We start from the raw sequence: 18,063 nt of genomic DNA, 5'->3' as shown, positions 1-18,063 counted from the left end.
TCCCTCTCTATATCATAATGCGTATGCGGGCTAATGTCTTTTTAAAAAATAGGGAAGAGACAAGCAAGCGAATTTGGATAGGTATGCATACGAAAAAGCATCCCTAGTTTCCTTGGCAAGAGGCTACCGGTCGATCCTGCGGCAGCATTGTCTTTGCAAAAATCAAGAGATTTTCTCCTGCGTTTATTAAGCTATTACAATAGGGTCAAGTTCTTGTCGCGCATCGACAAAAGGGTTACGTTCTTGTCATTCGTCCGCGACAAGAACTTGTCCGAAAAACAAAAAGACCCGCATGCATAGCGGGTTTGAATCGGTATATGTTCTTGTCGTCCGGCATGTGCATCGACAGAAGCAATTTCCATATTGCCTTGTCGCATGCTGATTTGATTGCGGGTGTTAATTCGTTGATCCTCGGCGGCACTCGCATACCATTTTTAAATTCATGCCGTGTGTTCTCCTTCCTGAGGACCATCATTGAGTGGTTTGTAACCCGCAGCTTCGTAAACCATCTCGGAAAATTTAACAACTTTATAGGCAAATTCGCCTGTGACAATAACTTCATGACGTCCCAGTATAGCATCTATGAAACTTTTATCTTGATTTGTTGTCTGTATCGGTAGTTCAGGTACTATCGGCTCCTGCCCTTTATGATGCAAGGTAATTTTACCATTGTCATAGAAGATTCCGCCCTTCTCGCCGCAGAACACATAGGTTTCATGCCAGCACGGGGCGTATCCAATCAGGTTAAGTCCAGCTACCGCGCCCTCTGCGAACCTTATGGATGTAAATGTGTCAATCTCAACCGGAGCGCCATGCAAATGCATCTGCGTTTTTACTTCAACTGGTGTAAGTCCCGTTGTCCATAGAAGCACATCAATAATATGGCTACCCGAATCCATTAGGAAACCGCCGCCGGATAATTTGGGGTCCTGGCGCCAGGTTCCCGGCGTCCCTTGCCTCCATTCCTGATATAACGAGGCGGTTATAGAAGTAAGCTTTCCGATCGCTCCACTTGAAATCGCATCGCGGATGTACATAAACTCAGGCTGAAAGTGTCGCTGGTATGATACTTGCAATACTTTGCCAGACTTTTCTGAAGTTCGTATCAGTAGTTCCGCTTCCCCGGATGAGCATGTCATAGGTTTTTCGATAAGCACATGCAGACCTTTGTTCAGCACATCTATCGCTTGCTTGTAATGCAGAGTGTGTGGAGAGCAAATGACCACTGCGTCCAACGGCGCCTCATGCAGCATTTCATTATAATCAGTAAATTGGGCTGCGTTTTTCAAGCTGAACTTGTCTGCGAAGCTCTGCCTGTTCTTGAGATTTGTATCAGATATTGCAGTAATTTCAACTTCTGGTAATTCCAGCAGTTGACGGGCGTGCCATTGGGCAATGCCACCTGTTCCAATCATCCCTACGCGTACCTTGGTCATATTTGTCCTCCGTTAAATATGAATTTTAATAAGCAGATTAACATAACACATACGTTATTAATCAAGTTATGTATTCTTGTCCAGTTGTATTCCTTCATGTAATCTAGACTTTCAATGAAAAAAACACCGCGTTTTTTGTTGAGGCCACTGAAGAACTGTGGTTTTACCGGATTTGTTAAATAAGCCGTTAGAAAAAGACGACCCTCATTCTATTTTTGGGACCGGATTGGTAGCCTTGCTTATGGGTATGCGCATAAGAGAAGTTCTATCCAAACAAAATAGCATTGATGCCTCAACTTGAAAAACATATATAAATAAACTTTACAGTATAGTACGCCATCATAATGGAGAAACTGGAAAATCACTATCCTCACACCAAATGTTGCATATACATCATATAGATGGAGAATGAACATGGAAATTGAGTTTATCGAGATCGGCCGGGACATCACGTTACGGCAAATGGTGTTGCGCAATCCGCGGCCCAAGGGGACCATTCTTCTCCTGCATGGTTTCCCAGAAACAATTTATGCCTGGAAGGAAATTGCTCCGATCCTTGCCGACGAGTTTGAAGTCCACGCGTTCGACTGGCCCGGGTACGGCCTGTCTTCACGGCCGCCTGTCGAAACATTTACCTACGCGCCTCGTGACTATGCGCAGGTCCTGAATGCCTATATCGTAAAGACAGGGATCAACTCGTCGGAACTGACTATCTACGCGACTGACATCGGTGCGCTGCCCGCGCTTCTCCTAGCCTTAGAGCAGCCCGCCATCGCCAGGTCGATCATCGTCGGTGACTTCGCTCCCCTGAATCGACCGGCTCTCATGTGGGAGAATCTCCAGGCGCTGAAATCGAAGCCGTCCGCCGATCAGGTCCGTGCCTTCATGAATGCAAATCGTGAAGAAATCCTCGCCAATACCTTCTTCCGCGGCCTCCCGGAGGAAGCGCATTACGAGCTGTCCACTGAATTCAAGGGCGACATAGCCCTCGGGTGGGGCCATGGCGGGATGACCTCGGTCGACGCCTTTTACCACTATTATTCGCACTTCAGCCGGGACCAGGAATATTTCGAGGCAAACCTAGCGAAGCTGAAGACGCCTGTGAGCGTCGTTTGGGGTTCGGAAGACCTCTACATCAAGAAGGAAATGGGGATCGAATTTGCCCAACTTGTACGGGCGGAGCTGAAGATTCTGCCAGGCATCGGCCACTATCCACATCTGCAGGCCCCGAACCAGGCCATCAATGAAATTCGCGCATCCTTCCGCTGAATCCTCGCCAACAAGAAAATCCCCTTCCCGCCGCTACAAAAACTTGTCCATCCGAATCTGATCTGGACCAGCCACATCGATAATGCCGTTCATTGGGGCCCCATGTGCGACATCGGCCAACGCCGCGGCAACTTCATCTGAAAAGATAGGCTGCATGAGGGCGGAAGGCAGACGAACCGTTTCTCCTTCTGTCGCTACATCAGCGATGCCTCCGACGAATTCAAAGAACTGCGTAGCCCGGACGATTGTATAAGGAAGGTTTGACTTCTGGATTAGCTCTTCCTGGGTCTTCTTCGCGCGGAAATAACCGCTTTGAAGTAGCTTCCGTACCTGTTTAGTTCAAACCGGCTTTGGTCAAGCCATATGCGGCATCCGCTGATGAATCTGTAAGTACTATCCAGATCAAATAAAAAGGAGTCCCGAAAACAACCGGTACTCCTTTCATGGTGCTGATGAGCCAATCGTGGAAAAGCTAAGAGTCTTATTATGACTTCAGGATATTTTCTATATGCTCCAGCTCTTCTGCAGAAAATTCTAGATTGTTTAATGCTGCCACATTATCGTCGATCTGAGAAACCCGGCTGGCTCCAATTAAGGCAGAGTTAACCCGGCCCCTTCTTAAAACCCAGGAAAGCGCCATTTGGGCTAAGCTTTGGCCGCGATTCCCAGCAAGTTCGTTCAAACGGTTGATTTTAGAAAGCTTCTCCTCGGTAACATCTTTCTCCTTGAGAAATCGGCCCTTTGCAGCACGGGAATCCCCAGGAATCCCGCCAAGATATTTGTTCGTCAACATTCCCTGTGCCAGCGGACCATATGCGATACTTCCTACTCCATGATCTTCCAGCACACCTTGCAGACTGTTCTCTATCGAGCGTTCAAACATATTATAATTGTGTTGATGGATCAGCAGCGGGGTTCCAAGCTGTTTCAAAACAGCGACCGCTTCTTTGGTTTGATCGGCATTATAACTTGAAATACCGATGTACAACGCTTTTCCTTGGCGGACAACTTGGTTCAAAGCCCCCATCGTTTCCTCTATAGGAGTGTTGGGGTCCGGCCGATGGGAGTAAAAGATGTCTACATACTCTAACCCCAGACGTTTCAAGCTTTGATCAAGACTTGCAATCATATACTTCTTGGAGCCCCATTCACCATAAGGCCCGCTCCACATATGGGTTCCCGCTTTCGTAGAAATAACCAACTCATCCCGGTAAGGAGCCAAATCAGACTTTAGAACCTTACCCAACATTTCTTCAGCGGATCCCGGCGGCGGTCCATAATTGTTTGCTAAGTCAAAATGTGTGATGCCTAAGTCAAAAGCTCTTAACAGCATCGCTTTCCCGTTCTCATATGGATCAACTCCGCCAAAATTATGCCATAATCCTAATGATATCGCAGGCAGGAGAAGTCCGGATTTTCCGACACGGTTGTACTTCATATCTGTATACCGGTCTGCATACGCTTGATATACCATGCTGAACCTCCTGTTATACCGGTTACCAGTTTATTTTCATGTAAATTCCATTGGAATCAAAAAGAAAACAGGAGAGAATGTGCAATTTACACATTCATCCTCCTTGTTTCCATGGCTTGTGTACTGTTTTAGCTTAAACCGGCTTTGGTCAAGCCATATGCAGCATCCGCTGATCCCGGCTCCGTGGTAAATGCTACGTTAATACGATTCCAAGCATTAATCGCCATAACGGAAAACGTCAGGTCTGAAATTTCTTTCTCACTGAACTGACCGCGAACTTGTTTGTACAGTTCATCGGATACGCCATGCTCCGGCAGCTTGGTCAGAACTTCAGTCCATGCCAGCGCAGCGCGTTCACGCTCATCAAATAGCGTCGATTCCCGCCAGATGGTAGTGTGGTAAAGGCGGAGCTCACGCTCACCATGAATCTTAGCTTCCTTCATATGCATGTCCAGGCAGAAGCCGCATCCATTCAGTTGGGATGCTCTGATATGAACTAGATCGAGGATCTTTCTTTCGATTGAACTTTCTTTCTCGGCATTGCTTAGCTCCATCAACTTTTTAAAAAACTCCGGTGATTGCTGCATATAATTTACACGTTGCGTCATTTGTGTACCTCCTGTTTTTTTTTACACTAAGAAGACAGTTGGCGGCTTCCATGTGTGACTTATAAACCACAGCCATATTATCCCAAGCAACCCATCTGATTATGAAAAATAAACTTGGTCGAATATAATTCATTTCAGACATCGTTCGTTGTGCTGCCTCCGTTGCGCCGAGACTTATTACCGTGTTCTCTTTGAAGCGATAGAATGAGCTCCTTCAATACATATTTGGCTGGAGTAAGGGATTGCTGGACTACTCCCATACTTACATACTGACACGAAATTTGATTACATCTCCCTATAGGGATGGTTTCTTTATGAGCTGGGGGAGCATCACCTAGTTTCAATTCAAGCGGTCCCTCCTTTAGTACGACGTACCCGATCGGCTCAACAAAACCTGCCAGGCAAACAGGACAATGACTCATCGTATCTTCATCCCTTTCTTTTCTTGTAATTCAAAAATGATTTGTTATGGATAAGGCAGATGGCAGTGTAAATATGTGACAGTTTCGATGATTTGTTTCTCAAAGCCGCGTTATACTTGCAAAAAAGGAGAGCCTTTCAGGAGGCTCTCCTTTAGTCACTTCACGGTCATTCCAGTCTTAACATTCGGACGCGCTGGTTATAAACCCTGTGTTAACATGTTGCAATTTATCCGGGTTTACAACCAGATAAACCCGCTGAATGGCCATTGTATTGACATCCCAGTCAAAACATATAACCCCAGTACAATATCCGTCGTTGGTTATCATGATGCCAGGCTGTTGATTGACTTCAACGAGATGCAATTCAGATCCCGGCAGCTGTTTTGAGGAAAGGGCGTTCAAGATGGTGAGCACTCGTTCTTTACTGCTAATAAGATTAATCGCGGCGGAAACTTTTCCTCCCCCATCGGCTATGAAAGTGATATCCTCTGTTAACAAGTTCACCAAGGATTGCACGTTCCCGTTCGAAAGAGCAGCAATAAAGCGGCTTACCATTTCTTTTTCCTCGTGAAGATGCGAAGAAAGTATTTCATCCTTTATATTGGAAGCATCCACTTTCTTCTTCACACGGCTGTAAATTTTGCGGCAATTCACTTCTGTTTTGTTGAACATTTCTGCAATTTCACGGTGTTCGTATGCAAATACCTCCCTTAAAATAAATACAGCTCTTTCCAAGGGGGTGAGTTTTTCCATAAGAATAAGAAATGCATAAGACACGGTGTCCTGACGCTCAACACACTCTAATGGACATTGTCCGATCGGCTGCACATCCGGTTCAGGAAGCCAATTTCCGACGTAGGTTATTCTTTTTTTTCGTGCTGATGTTAACTCGTTCACACACCGATTCACCATCATTTTGCTTAAATACGATTTGTAATTTTGAATGTTGTCATTTACTACTCCATGCATGTTCATAAATAAATCCTGAACCATATCTTCTGCATCCGTTTTAGAACCAAGCATACGATAAGCAATGGCAAATAGAGTCGGCTTGTAGGTTTTATATAATTCTTCAATGGTAGTCAAAGTTGGTACAACGGTATTACTTTGCATAACATCCGCCCCTTCGTAAATAAGACAAGTAAAGATGTGCATGTGTGACAAACATTTTAAAAAAATCTCAATGTATTATGATCCAATATCATCTGTATAATTATTTGCTTGAAATACATACTGCTTTCATTTCATATAGCGATATTCCAGGAGACTCTTCAAATTTGAGATTTCCTGCAGCAGCTTCTCCCCGACATTGGTTTCCCTCACCAGCTTCCGCTCCAGCTCTTTGTCCACCAGTCTTTTTACAGACAATACATCCGTTCCGTTACACAGCACATCTTCTTTCGAAATAAATTTCTGATGGGCAACGAGCTGCATGCCAAAGGAATTATACAACAAGGTATATCCGGCGATGCCGGTTGTGGATTGATAGGCTTTGGAAAAACCGCCGTCAATGACAACCATTTTCCCGTTTGCTTTAACGGGGTTCTCTCCACGAATTTCTTTAACTGGCGTGTGGCCGTTAATGATACGTCCATGATCCGGATTCAAATTAAACTCAAGCAGGATTCTCCGGCAGATCTCCTCATTTTCACGTAAATGGTAATAAGGATTCTTTCTCTCCTTATAGGTTTCTTTATCTTGGATAAAATACCGTTCAAAGGTGGTCATTTCTCTTTTTCCAAAAAGCGAGGAACATTCTCCTGTCCAGATGTACCATACCATATCCGTAGCCAGATCATCCGTCTCTTCCGGATGCGCAAAGGCATATCGTAAATAATATTCAAAAACATCGAGCAACTGACGGCCTGAATAAGTCATGTCTTCAATCTGCATTTCTTTCATGTTTCCTTCTTCATCCAGAGGAATACAGCCGTGAAATAACAAATTCCCGTTGTATTTTAAATAAAGGCTGCCCTTTTTCATAAGAAAATTCATATGTCTGGACAGTTTTTCGGAATGCTGAACGGAGAACAGGAGCTTTTCCATCACCTGCTCTTCTTCCTCCAGCAATTGTTCAGGCTGCTGCGGATTTACGGTTGCGAAACAGGTGTTTTCCAGAGGATACCTTTTTCCGCCGATCTGGATTTCAGTTTTGTCGTAATCAATCTTCTCAAGCAATAGCCTTTCAGACATATGAAAGTATGGACGTCTCTTGATAATCGGGATTTCAAGCTTAAACTGGATCATGGCAATGGCTTGATGAATTTTGGTAATCTGCAGAATTTCCTCCTCCGAACCGTTATGGTCGATCTGCAGCTTTGGTCTAAAGGCCGGATTATCATCATAGTATTTCTCCGCCAAGTTCAGCAGTGGGCGGAGATTGATTCCATATACGTCTTCGATAATGTCCAGATTGCCGTATCTGGCGCAGATCCGGATAATATTCGCAAGGCAGACTAGAGAACCCGCATAGGCACCTATCCATAGGACATCATGGTTCCCCCACTGAATGTCCACAGAATGGTAGTTGATCAACGTGTCAACAATTTTATCAGGGTCCGGCCCGCGGTCATAAATATCTCCGACCACATGAAGATGGTCAACCACCAGGCGCTGGGTCGTATAAGCAAGGCCGATAATGAGATTGTCCGCCATGCCCAAGGAAATAATTTGCCGATATATTTCCTCATAATAAGGATCTTTATTGTTGGTCGAATCCGTTTTGTATAAAAGCTCTTCTACAATATATACAAACTGCTCCGGCAGAGCTTTACGCAATTTCGAGCGCGTATATTTGGAAGAGGCATTAGAAATGAGCTTAAGCATTTGTTCAATCGTTTGTCTGTACCATTGTTTCAAGGCTTGTTTATTGCAAAGCTCTGCTTTAACCAGCTGTATTTTTTCTTCCGGATAATAAACTAACGCCGTAAAATCATTGATTTCATGATCCGTCCAAACATCACGGAACAAGGCTTTGATTTTCTCTTTTACAGTACCCGAACCGTTTCTTAGTACATGCTGAAAAGCCTGGAACTCCCCATGCAAATCACTGACAAAATGCTCAGTTCCCTTCGGAAGATTGGAAATCGCTTCAAGGTTGATGATTTCTGTTACAACTTTTTCTTCCGTATCATATTTCTGGGCCAATAAATCTAAAAATTGCGCATCCAAAAAGATTTCCCCCTTCAAGGAAATATGGTGATGTATAACAAGTTTTTATAAGTGGGCTAGCCGCGTACCTTTAAGCTTAGTGTAAACAGTAAAGGGAAAAACTAACAGCTTTTATAACTGAAACTTCCCACGCTATCCTTCCCATAGTTGAATAAAGGCTGCTGATCATTCGATCTGCAGCCTTTATGTTCCCCCCTGTTATTTGTTTTCTGCGGATAAGCGTTTGAGGAGTTCTTCTTGTTGCGATTCAAAACCGGGTTTGCCAAGCAGTGCGAACATGTTGGTTTTATACGCCTCGACACCCGGCTGATCAAACGGATTCACGCCAAGAAGCAATCCGCTGATCCCGCATGCCTTTTCGAATGTTCACAAACTTATCGAAGTAATCCACTTCATGCTGCTGTAGAAAGGGTAATGCACTGGAATAACTGAATTTGATAGCCATGTAGGTTGTCTCCTTTTCAATACAATGAATGAAATCTAGATGCGAAGGGGAACTTGACTGATTTCACTTTATCTTTCTCCTTCAAAAAATCTCTTGATGTTCACCATGTGCAAGTGGTGTTTCGGATCGGTAAGCTTTGTTTCAATTTCTGAATCCACTATAATACAAAAAGAAGCTATACGAGTAATAAATATATTTCACATAATCCATAGACTACATCTATGGCATCGGCAGCTAATTCCTACAAACTAGTTTGGAATTATAATCCAATTGAATCAAGTATACTATTCGCGTACGCTCGCCGGTTTATCTATATCTAATCGTGATGGCGATACCGTCTGGTCCCCAAAATAAATAAACAAAGGCTGCTCTTATTCAGAGCAGCCTTTGTTTATTGCGGTTGTATTTACCCTCCTCATTTTTTGCGGTAATCGGAAGGGTATATGCCGTATGCACCGGTGAACAGCTTTGTAAAATGACGTGTACTCAAATAGCCGACCCTCTCTGCGATCTCGCGAACCTGCAGATTGGAGTTGACCAGCAGCTCTTCAGCCTTCGCAAGGCGGATTCGGGTCAGATATTTCACAAAGGTAACGCCGGTCTTCTTATGAAACAGCGTGCTTAAGTAATTGGGGGATACGGCAAGCTGCCCGGCAATGATGCCAATGCCGATATCTTCCGTATAATGCTGCTCGATGTAGTGTATGACCTGCTGTACCAAATCGGCATTCGTTCCGTCCTTAGGTTTCGACTGGCGAAGACACCTTTCACCGTACTGCACGAGGGCTGTTATGATTTCCTTATCGGTTAGAGCGCTGCCGGGCGCGATCCCGCATGTGAAAGCGACGCATTCGGATATGGTGCCGAGCAATTCCCCCAGCCCGATTCCGCTCGTCTTGGACAACGCCGTTTCTAGCTCATCAACCGCTCGCCTATATTGGAGGTGATATCCATTCTGGAGCTGCATCCGTGCCTCGGCGAGCAGGCGTCCCGCCTCCAGGCGTTCTGGAACCGCTGCGGCCTCAGCCAGTTCAGGATAACTGTAGCGCCTGCCGATACCAAGTATCGTACGGAGACCATACCATTTCTGTAGAAGTTGCAGCTTCGCACTCAGCTCCGCGAAGCCGCGGCATTCACCACTGTCAATACACGTAGTCCTAATCAATCCGTCGCCGTTACCGCTTGCAAGCTCGGCCGCATGATTGAGAAATTGGACAATGCGGCTTCTCCCTTCCGGACATAGGGCCTTATCCCAGGCTCCTATGGCCGCCAGGTTGCCGCTCGGCAGCGGAACGATTGCAAGGTTGACGCCATAGGCCAGCCCGCCCGATACGCTCTTTGCCAAGGTACAATACAGGCCCTGTTGCGCCTCTGACTCGCTGGGCGCAGCGGGAGCGGAATCGAGGAGAAACACACAGGCTATAAACGTACCGCGGTGGAATATACCCTCGCGGTCCTCTTGGTGAAGCGGGAGAATGCCGTTAAGCAGCGCCTGCAGATTGTTCTCGAACTGACGGTTGTGAAGTGCGATCAACTCCTGGTTGTCCTTGTACGTTTCCTGCAGCGCACGCTCAAGATCGCCGGGGCTGACGGGCTTGAGCAGATAATCGGATGCGCACAGTTTCAGGGCCTCCTGAGCGTATGTGAAGTCGGAGTATCCGCTTACGATCACCCACTTGGTCATAGGAGAACAGGACTTGCCTAAACGAATCGCATCCAGACCGTTCATCTTCGGCATACGGATGTCAACGATTGCCACATTAGGCTTATGTTCTGCGACCAGTTCGAGCATGTCCTCGCCATTCGCCGCTTCTCCGACAATGTGCCAATCCGGATCCATATCCTGAATCATGCTTCTCAGCGACAGCCTGACGAGATGCTCGTCGTCCGCTATAAGCAGCTTCATCGCAAGTCCGCCTCCTTGATCGGAATATGAATGAGAACAAGTGTTCCTTCTCCTGCTTGACTGGTTACCCGAATGGACGAGCCTTCGCAAGCCAGATGCAGGCGTTCGCTTACATTGGGGAAACCGACGCCGCCGCTGCGGCCCGATCCGGGCTCGAATCCGGCTCCGTCATCGCGTACGACAATCTCGACAGCGGGCCTGGTGCCATCTTCGCTTTCCATTCTGAACGCTTCGACGACGAGGGTGCACTGTCTGTCACATGGCTCGATCCCATGCAGCACCGCGTTCTCCACAATGGGCTGCAGCAGAAGCTTGGGCACAAGTACCGTCTCGATGTCTTGGCTGCACCGGATTTCGAAGTTGAATTTCTCGGCGAATCGCATATGTTGAAGTTCGCAATATTGGGAGACGAACTCCATCTCTTCCTTCAACCTGACGAGATCCCGCGAATCGAGTGTGTATCTCAGCATGCCGCTTAATGACAGAATGGCCCGTTCCAGCAGCATGCGTTGGCCCGAACGATTGAGCCCGATAAAGCCATTAAGCGTGTTGTACAGAAAATGCGGCTGAATTTGCGATTGAAGCGCCCGGTATTCCGCATTCCGCTGGCCGAGTACCGCCCGGAACTCCCTGTCGATCAACTCGCCGAGCCGCTCGATCATTGTGTTCAGGTTGCTTCCAAGCTGCGCGATCTCGTCCTTCCCCCGCACCGGATAAAATGTTTGGAGATCTCCTCGCTGCACTCTTTTCATCGTCTGCACCATTTCCTTGAACGGAGTCACCATCCAGCGGGACACGGTCGCATATAAGACAAGAGCAACGACGAAGCCGCCGGATGCTAGAGCGATTCCTAAGATGTATACGCGTTTTTGCTGCACTTTGATGACGGATTCAGGGAACAGCACATCGATTGTCCAATTGGATCGGCTTACCTTGCGGCTGACAACGGAATAGGAATCGTGTTCGCCGCCCACACTGGGGCTTCCTTCGGCGAGACGACGGCGTACGCCGTCATCCAGCGGACGGCTGGCGTAGATCAGCTCACCTTTGTCGTCCAGTATAACGGCAATTGATCCGGAGGTAAGCCGGAGGCCGCTCATGATTCGCTCTATAGCGACGGTATCGGCGTCCGCCATAATAACGCCGAGCGGTTTCTTCGAATCGGGGTCTTTAATCAGCCGCGCGACCGAAAACACCTTTGCCCTGGCACCGTCGAGATAGTCCTGCTCATGAACGCTGATGAATGCGACTCGGCCGTCCGCCTTCACGGCTTGAACGTACCATGGCTGAGACTGGAACTGATACCCCTTGACCGGGGCGGTGTAGAAGCTTGGAGAAGTGATATAGACCGATCCGTCCATCGGCAGCAGGATCGTACCCAAGATGTCCTGACGCAGATTCTTCAGCGCGTTCGGCAGCGCGGTCGAAAGTGCCTGCTCCGCTTGGAATCGTTCGAACGGCTTGAGCCCCTCCCAGTTGAACGCAGCCTTCATCTTGAGTGCGTCCATCATGTCCGAGTGATAATAAGGTGTTACGGTTATTCGTTCCAGATCGTCGAGATACGTCTCGATATTGGATGTAAGCGCGGCGAGCGTGCCCTCCATCAGAGTGGACTGCTGATTCCTGATCAATTGCAGATAATAAGAGGGAAGCGCCAGGACGATGATGACAACGGGACAAACAATCGTGAACAGAAACAGCAGCGTTAATTTGATGCGTATCGATTGCCTCATGTATGTGATCTCCTGTCTTCCCGGCTTCGTCTCCCCCCATTGTCACCCCTTTACGGCTCCGGATGCAAGCCCCTCAATGAAATAACGCTGCAACAAAAGATAGACGACAATAACGGGCAATGCGGCCAACAGCGACCCCGCGGCAACCCAGCCGATATTGCTGGAGAACTGGGAGAAAAAGCTGGCGAGAGCGACGGTAATCGTTCTCGTTTCGACACGCTGGAGGAAGAAGACGGAGAACGTGTAATCATTCCATACCGCCACTCCGGACAGAATGATGACCGTCGCGGTAATGGGCTTGAGCAAGGGCAGCAGGATTCTATAGAACAGGCTGAAGCGTCCGGCTCCGTCGATCATCGCCGCCTCGTCGAGCTCCCTTGGGATCGTACTGATGAATCCCGTATAGAGAAATATGGTCATCGGCAGGTTGAACGTGACGTGAAGCAGGATGATACCCCAATATTCGTTCATGCCGCCAATGTCGACCATAAATTTATACAAGGGCACCAGGATGGTAAGCGCCGGAACAATAAGCGCCGACACAAACACAGTGTATATGAATTTATTCCATCGTGTCTGATGCCGGGACAGAGGGTAAGCCGCAATCGAGCCGACGGCGATGATCAGGAACACGGAGAACACCGTAACAATCAGATTGCTCCGGAAGGCTGAGGCCAGATTTGCCTCCCTCCAGGCGTTGGCAAAGTTCTCGAGATACAGATATCCGGGAAAGATCCACTTGGAACTAAGATCGTCTGCCGCCTTGAAGGTCGTAGTCAGCAGAATATAGAAAGGAAGAATATGGATGATGCAGATGAGCAGCGAGATTGTCGTCATCCAGAAGCGCCTTTTCTTGCTCATGGCATAATTCATGCCTGAACCTCCCTTCTGCGCAGCCAGACAAGCGCTGCAATACTAATGATCGAAATCATGACGAACATCAGGATCCCGACAGTTGCGGCGTAACCGGCATCCTCCCGTCCGAAATAGAGCAAATACATGAAGGATGACATGGATGCTGAAGCATAGCCCGGTCCGCTATTCGTCATGGCCACGATGACTTCGAACAGCTTGAGTCCGCCTGTCAGATTGAGCACCATGCTTACAGTGAATGACGGGGCGAGGAGCGGCCATGTGATATGCATGAACCGGGACATGGCGCCCGCTCCGTCGATCGTCGCCGCTTCGTAGTACTCTTTCGAGATCGACTGCAGGCCAGCAAGAAAGAGAACCATAGCAATCCCGAGATATTGATACGTATTAACGAAGGTAATAATCCAGACATTGGCGTTCGGATCGCCGAGCAGATTGGATGGCTCGTCCGTGAACATCAGAATAATGTCGTTGATCGCACCGCCGTCATACTGGAAGAAGAAGTACCAAATATAGCCCATAATGAGACCGCTTATAATAACGGGCAAATAAATGACGGTGCGGACAATACCGCGCGTCCGGATGCTCTGGTTCAGGAATAAAGCGTACAGCAGGCCGATCAGATTCTGGAAGAGCGCGCTTCCGATGCCGTATACGGCGGTGTTGCGAATGATCTTACCCATGTCGGGATCGCTGAAGATGCGTCTGTAGTTCTCGAAACCGATCCACTTGAAGCCTTGATTATAGCCGTCCCAGTTGGTGAATGAAATCTGGATGCCGCGAAGGAACGGATAGAAGATGAAGACGATAAAGAGCAGAAGCGCCGGCACATACAGCAGGTTGAGGAAGGTTCCCCGCTGTGCCAAACGATGGAAGTAGCCGGCATTTAGCCGATGTTTCGAGTCGTTATTCAGAGCCGTCATATCCGGTTTGGCCATAATTCTCCTCCCAATGTCCATGTGACAGATCGTTGATCAGGTCAGGACGATAATTGGAGGCAGGAAGGCGGGACGCCCCCCTGCCCGGGCTGCTACTGTTTGCGTAGACGCTCATATTCCTGCTTCATTTTATCGGAGAATTGCTCGGGCGAAGTCTGGCCCGCGACCAGAGCCGTACCGGTCTTGCACATAACGTCCCACATGCCGTTCGGCAGGTAGACGCGGTCGAAATAAGGGAATACCCGAATATCCTTGAACTTCTCATAGTACTCTGAGAATTCGTGCTGGGATGGAATGTCTTTTAGCCCCGGAGGAAGCTTGGTCGCGTTGGCGATCTTGGACATATTCTCGGGTTTCGCGAAGAACGCGATCAATTTCTTCGACTCTTCCAGATGCTTGCCGTCCTTCCATGCCCCCATCGTATAACGTTCTCCGCCGGAGAAGGTTGGGGTATCGCCGTCCACCATCGTCGTTAGCGGCATTATACCGATCTTCGCTTTCGGGTTAACCTTGTAAACTTCGTCGGCGAATGAAGGCGCACCATAAACGAACGCTACTTTACCCTGCGCGAACCGCTGCGGCATATCCGTATATTTGGCGGTCAGTACGTCCTTGTTGATGTATCCCTTCTTCTGCATATCCAGCAGCTTCTGTGCAAGAGGCGTCCAGTTCTTCCAATCAAACGAGCCGTCAAGCAGCTGGTCTCCCTGGTTGCTGGCAGGACTGATGTACATTGAAGTCGCGTAGAGATCGAGGAAGCCGCCGATCATGCCGTTGTCGATGCCGGACATGAAGAACGGCGTAATTTGCCCATTGCTGTCCGTTTTGATTTTCTCGGCAGCCGCCATAAGCTCTTCGAACGTGGTCGGCGGCTGGATGCCGTATTGCTCCAGAATCTCGGCGTTGTATGAGATGCCGTCTTTGGCTTCGCTTAATACAAGCGCTTCGACTTTGCCGTCCTTATCGGTTACCACCGGTTTTATCGTATCCGTCAGATTTCCCGCCCAAGGCTCATCCTTCAGATCGGCCAGGTAATTGCCATACCGGATGACGGCCCAACCGTGCGTGTCGAAGACGTCCGGAAGGTCGTTCGCCGCCATTTTGACTTTCAGGATGTTCTCGTATTCCGCCCCCGGGAATTGAAATTCCACCTGGATATTCGGATTCTCTTTGGTGAAGTCGGCTGCGATCGATTTCATCATATCCTGATTCTTGAGTTCTCCGATCGTGCTGTAGACGGTAAGCCGGATTTTCTCGCCGCTTGCCGCGGTATCGCCGCCGGTGTCAGCGTTCTCGGTTCCGTCATTACCGGCCGATGCATTGCTGCCAGCGTTCGATGTCGGTTCTGAGCTTCCTCCCGACCGCTGGGAGCACCCCATCAGCACAAGCGAGACGATAAGCACCATTGCCAAAACGCTTAACCAAGTTTTACGCATAGAAAGATCCTCCCTTTTGTGAAATTATGGATACCTTGCTCCATGACCCTATTATACACCTACTGACAGCGCTTACACAGTGTTCAAAATCTACACTCCAAGCGCTCATTTTATTCAGGTGAACGATGCCTTTGGGTCGATTGCAACACGCAGCAAAAAGCCGGCCACGAGCGGCGCTCGCACCGGCTTGCCATTAATTCGTCATGGGAGAATGGTCTTCCAGCAAGTCCCGTCAGCATTATGTGACAGCTGCTTTCTTCTGAGTTTCCCTGTTGTAATTGAATAGTACCGCTTCGCAGTATTTCGGATCGCCGGTCACTTCACTTTGAATAAAGGCTGCCGATCAATCTGATCTGCAGCCTTCACTGTGATATTAAGCTATCGTTCCTCTTTTGTTCAATATCCAGCGCTACATGAGTAAATCTAACACGGCCGGTTTCGACTCCGTTATTTCTGTTGTTCCTTCTCCTCAGGCTCGTCGTACTTGTTGATATGCGCCACTATTGCCTCAACCGCTTCTCCTCCCTGGGTACTGGAGGGAACCTCCTTTACCTCGTCTTCCGTCTTATCAAGGAAATTTTGTTGATCAGCGCGTATGGCATCGATGCTGTTGCTCATGTAACCTTTAACCTCCCTTTAATTAGATATGGGAGTATTATGCTCTGGCATCGAATTTATTATTTAATATTCTCATTCATTACCTTCAATGAAAGAGGCAGCCGATCACGCTGTCCGGCTGCCATTGTTTAGCTTAATCCTATTCCATATCGTTGTTCGCTAAATCCAGAGCTGCTGCGATTTTGATCTGATTGGTTTTACTATGTCCTTTAATCAAATTCTCAATTGGATACACATCTACTATCGGAGTAACTTCTTAATTATAGCGGTCTAGTTCAATCTTTATAACTGATCATTCGAACTTCATAAGGTACGCAAAGCGGAAGGTGGAGACGGAGACGTACCAAACCTTCAACGATAACGAATCGACGATAAACGAGAGTACATAGGCTTGATCGGTATTCTCGACTTCGTAGGGGGAAGAGCGCGGCACAAAGCGGTCGTCCTTCTTCTCATACAGGTAGGTCGCGAATTCGTTGCCTTCATAACCCGCCGAGCCGTATACCGCTAGCAATTCCGGCAACAGGCTTTTGCCGGGTTCGATTCCTTGCGCAGTACGGATGGAAGTCACCTCTCCTTCCCCCAAGTTGACGCCCCAAGCATCGACTGCGCCTTGTTCATCATAGTGGATGGACAGCGCTCCGTAGTGTTGGCGGCCAAACATATCGTAGTCGTCGGCCGTGCCATAAATCCGTTCGAGGTCGGAGCGCGAATCGCCGATTTCAAAACCGTTCCCACGTGCCGTATCGATGAATGACAATCCGCCGTCGCTGATCGGTTTTAAGACAAAGTCTTGTACGGCTTGCTCGGCATTCATCGGAAGTTCGGGCAGCAGGCTTTCGTCCGAAGGCGCTTTTTGGCGCTGCTTGATCGAAAGGATCCCTTGCAGTTTCATCTTGCGGATCCATTGGACCGCTTCGGCCCTCGTCAGTTGAGCCTCGCCCACGAAGCCTTCGATCGTTGCGGACGTACGGCCGGAAGAGATGGAACGCCCCAATGCGAAGCGAATAGCCTGCTTGCCATTATAGTGGTAACCGGCTACAGACGCCGTGAGCTCGGCCACCTTCGTTCGCGTAATTGGCTTCATGCGTGCTTCGCGGTCGACGCTCCCGAGGGCCGGGTGGTTCCACATCGCCGCAAGCCGGTAAGGTCCTTCCGTCCAGTTTTCGCCAGACTGCACCGGCAGAACTGCTCCGTAAGCGCGATACAGCATCTTGAGAAATTCAGCTTCGGTCACCGTTTGATTTGGTTTAAAGGTACCGTCTGGGTACCCATCGATGAGACGGTTGCGCACGCCCCATTGGAAAACCCTTTCGGCCCAGTGCCCTGCTAAGTCAGTCGACTTCCGGTTGAGCACGAGCCACTCCAGCTTGATCGGATCCATCAATATCTCTGGTGATTGGGCTTCACGCAGCGCGAGATAGGGGTTATATTTCATCTCTGCCTGCTCAAGCGCCTCTGCCGATGATGCCTCGGCGAATGAGATTATGGCAAGAAACAGAAAAATTGCAATCATCCTTTTGATTTTCAAAAGGGTCATTCGAGTACACTCTCCAATATAATCGACATAAATGTTCTACTCCTCTGCCACGTTACTTCAATGGAAAACGACAGCCAATGGTTGAGTTGCTGACGGCAAATCGTAATTGAACTATCGTGTCCCGTAAGTTCAATGGTGTGCCGTGAGAAAAATGAATCATTAACAACCAATCCAAATTAAACAAGAAAGGAGAT

Annotated in this window: 14 protein-coding genes and 2 pseudogenes; 1 reads left to right on the top strand and 15 read right to left on the bottom strand. The window is 48.3% G+C overall.

Going from position 1 to position 18,063, the window contains the following annotated elements; genetic code table 11:
• Positions 1 to 440: 440 nt before the first annotated feature.
• On the bottom strand, positions 441 to 1,436 hold the full coding sequence (locus ACFSUF_RS20930) for a Gfo/Idh/MocA family protein (protein ID WP_377606225.1): 996 nt from the start codon (positions 1,434 to 1,436) through the stop codon (positions 441 to 443).
• Positions 1,437 to 1,850: 414 nt separating this feature from the next.
• Between ACFSUF_RS20930 and ACFSUF_RS20925 the strand changes: the two genes are divergently transcribed.
• Entirely contained in the window at positions 1,851 to 2,705 is an 855-nt protein-coding gene (locus ACFSUF_RS20925; RefSeq protein WP_377606223.1) for an alpha/beta fold hydrolase, read from the top strand.
• 484 nt (positions 2,706 to 3,189) lie between these two features.
• On the opposite strand, the gene mgrA is transcribed toward ACFSUF_RS20925, so the two are convergent.
• The 14 genes and pseudogenes from mgrA to ACFSUF_RS20855 all read right to left on the bottom strand — a co-directional run.
• Complete coding sequence (mgrA, locus tag ACFSUF_RS20920) at positions 3,190 to 4,179, bottom strand: L-glyceraldehyde 3-phosphate reductase (protein WP_377606221.1); 990 nt, start codon at positions 4,177 to 4,179, stop codon at positions 3,190 to 3,192.
• 128 nt (positions 4,180 to 4,307) lie between these two features.
• Entirely contained in the window at positions 4,308 to 4,787 is a 480-nt protein-coding gene (locus tag ACFSUF_RS20915; RefSeq protein WP_377606219.1) for a carboxymuconolactone decarboxylase family protein, read from the bottom strand.
• Between the two features lie 599 nt (positions 4,788 to 5,386).
• Positions 5,387 to 6,322, bottom strand: coding sequence for an RNA polymerase sigma-70 factor (locus ACFSUF_RS20910; protein WP_377606216.1), 936 nt, complete (start codon positions 6,320 to 6,322; stop codon positions 5,387 to 5,389).
• A 126-nt stretch (positions 6,323 to 6,448) separates the two neighbouring features.
• Positions 6,449 to 8,380, bottom strand: coding sequence for a fructose-1,6-bisphosphatase (locus ACFSUF_RS20905; protein ID WP_377606213.1), 1,932 nt, complete (start codon positions 8,378 to 8,380; stop codon positions 6,449 to 6,451).
• A 198-nt stretch (positions 8,381 to 8,578) separates the two neighbouring features.
• Positions 8,579 to 8,743 (bottom strand): annotated as a pseudogene (locus ACFSUF_RS20900) (glucose-6-phosphate isomerase); the annotation flags it as partial.
• Positions 8,691 to 8,825, bottom strand: coding sequence for a hypothetical protein (locus tag ACFSUF_RS20895; RefSeq protein WP_377606211.1), 135 nt, complete (start codon positions 8,823 to 8,825; stop codon positions 8,691 to 8,693). The gene ACFSUF_RS20895 and the pseudogene ACFSUF_RS20900, both read right to left, overlap by 53 nt.
• Before the next feature lie 415 nt (positions 8,826 to 9,240).
• Positions 9,241 to 10,731 (bottom strand): response regulator, encoded by a 1,491-nt coding sequence (locus tag ACFSUF_RS20890; RefSeq protein WP_377606209.1) that lies wholly within the window; start codon positions 10,729 to 10,731, stop codon positions 9,241 to 9,243.
• Positions 10,728 to 12,464, bottom strand: coding sequence for a cache domain-containing sensor histidine kinase (locus ACFSUF_RS20885; RefSeq protein ID WP_377606207.1), 1,737 nt, complete (start codon positions 12,462 to 12,464; stop codon positions 10,728 to 10,730). The genes ACFSUF_RS20890 and ACFSUF_RS20885 overlap by 4 nt, the downstream gene beginning before the upstream one ends.
• 42 nt (positions 12,465 to 12,506) lie before the next feature.
• On the bottom strand, positions 12,507 to 13,337 hold the full coding sequence (locus ACFSUF_RS20880; RefSeq protein ID WP_377606205.1) for a carbohydrate ABC transporter permease: 831 nt from the start codon (positions 13,335 to 13,337) through the stop codon (positions 12,507 to 12,509).
• Entirely contained in the window at positions 13,334 to 14,275 is a 942-nt protein-coding gene (locus tag ACFSUF_RS20875) for a carbohydrate ABC transporter permease (protein ID WP_377606202.1), read from the bottom strand. The genes ACFSUF_RS20880 and ACFSUF_RS20875 overlap by 4 nt, the downstream gene beginning before the upstream one ends.
• Before the next feature lie 92 nt (positions 14,276 to 14,367).
• Positions 14,368 to 15,711, bottom strand: coding sequence for an ABC transporter substrate-binding protein (locus tag ACFSUF_RS20870; RefSeq protein WP_377606200.1), 1,344 nt, complete (start codon positions 15,709 to 15,711; stop codon positions 14,368 to 14,370).
• Positions 15,712 to 16,158: 447 nt separating this feature from the next.
• Entirely contained in the window at positions 16,159 to 16,329 is a 171-nt protein-coding gene (locus ACFSUF_RS20865) for a hypothetical protein (protein ID WP_377606198.1), read from the bottom strand.
• Positions 16,330 to 16,621: 292 nt separating this feature from the next.
• The gene (locus ACFSUF_RS20860) at positions 16,622 to 17,542 is read right to left on the bottom strand and encodes a hypothetical protein (RefSeq protein WP_377606265.1); all 921 of its coding nucleotides are present in this window, start codon (positions 17,540 to 17,542) and stop codon (positions 16,622 to 16,624) included.
• An 18-nt stretch (positions 17,543 to 17,560) separates the two neighbouring features.
• Positions 17,561 to 17,713 (bottom strand): annotated as a pseudogene (locus ACFSUF_RS20855) (S-layer homology domain-containing protein); the annotation flags it as partial.
• Positions 17,714 to 18,063: the final 350 nt, after the last annotated feature.

The organism is Paenibacillus gansuensis (assembly GCF_042684925.1).
GTDB lineage: Bacteria > Bacillota > Bacilli > Paenibacillales > DY6 > Paenibacillus_N > Paenibacillus_N gansuensis.
This window is presented reverse-complemented; position numbering and strand designations above follow the sequence as displayed.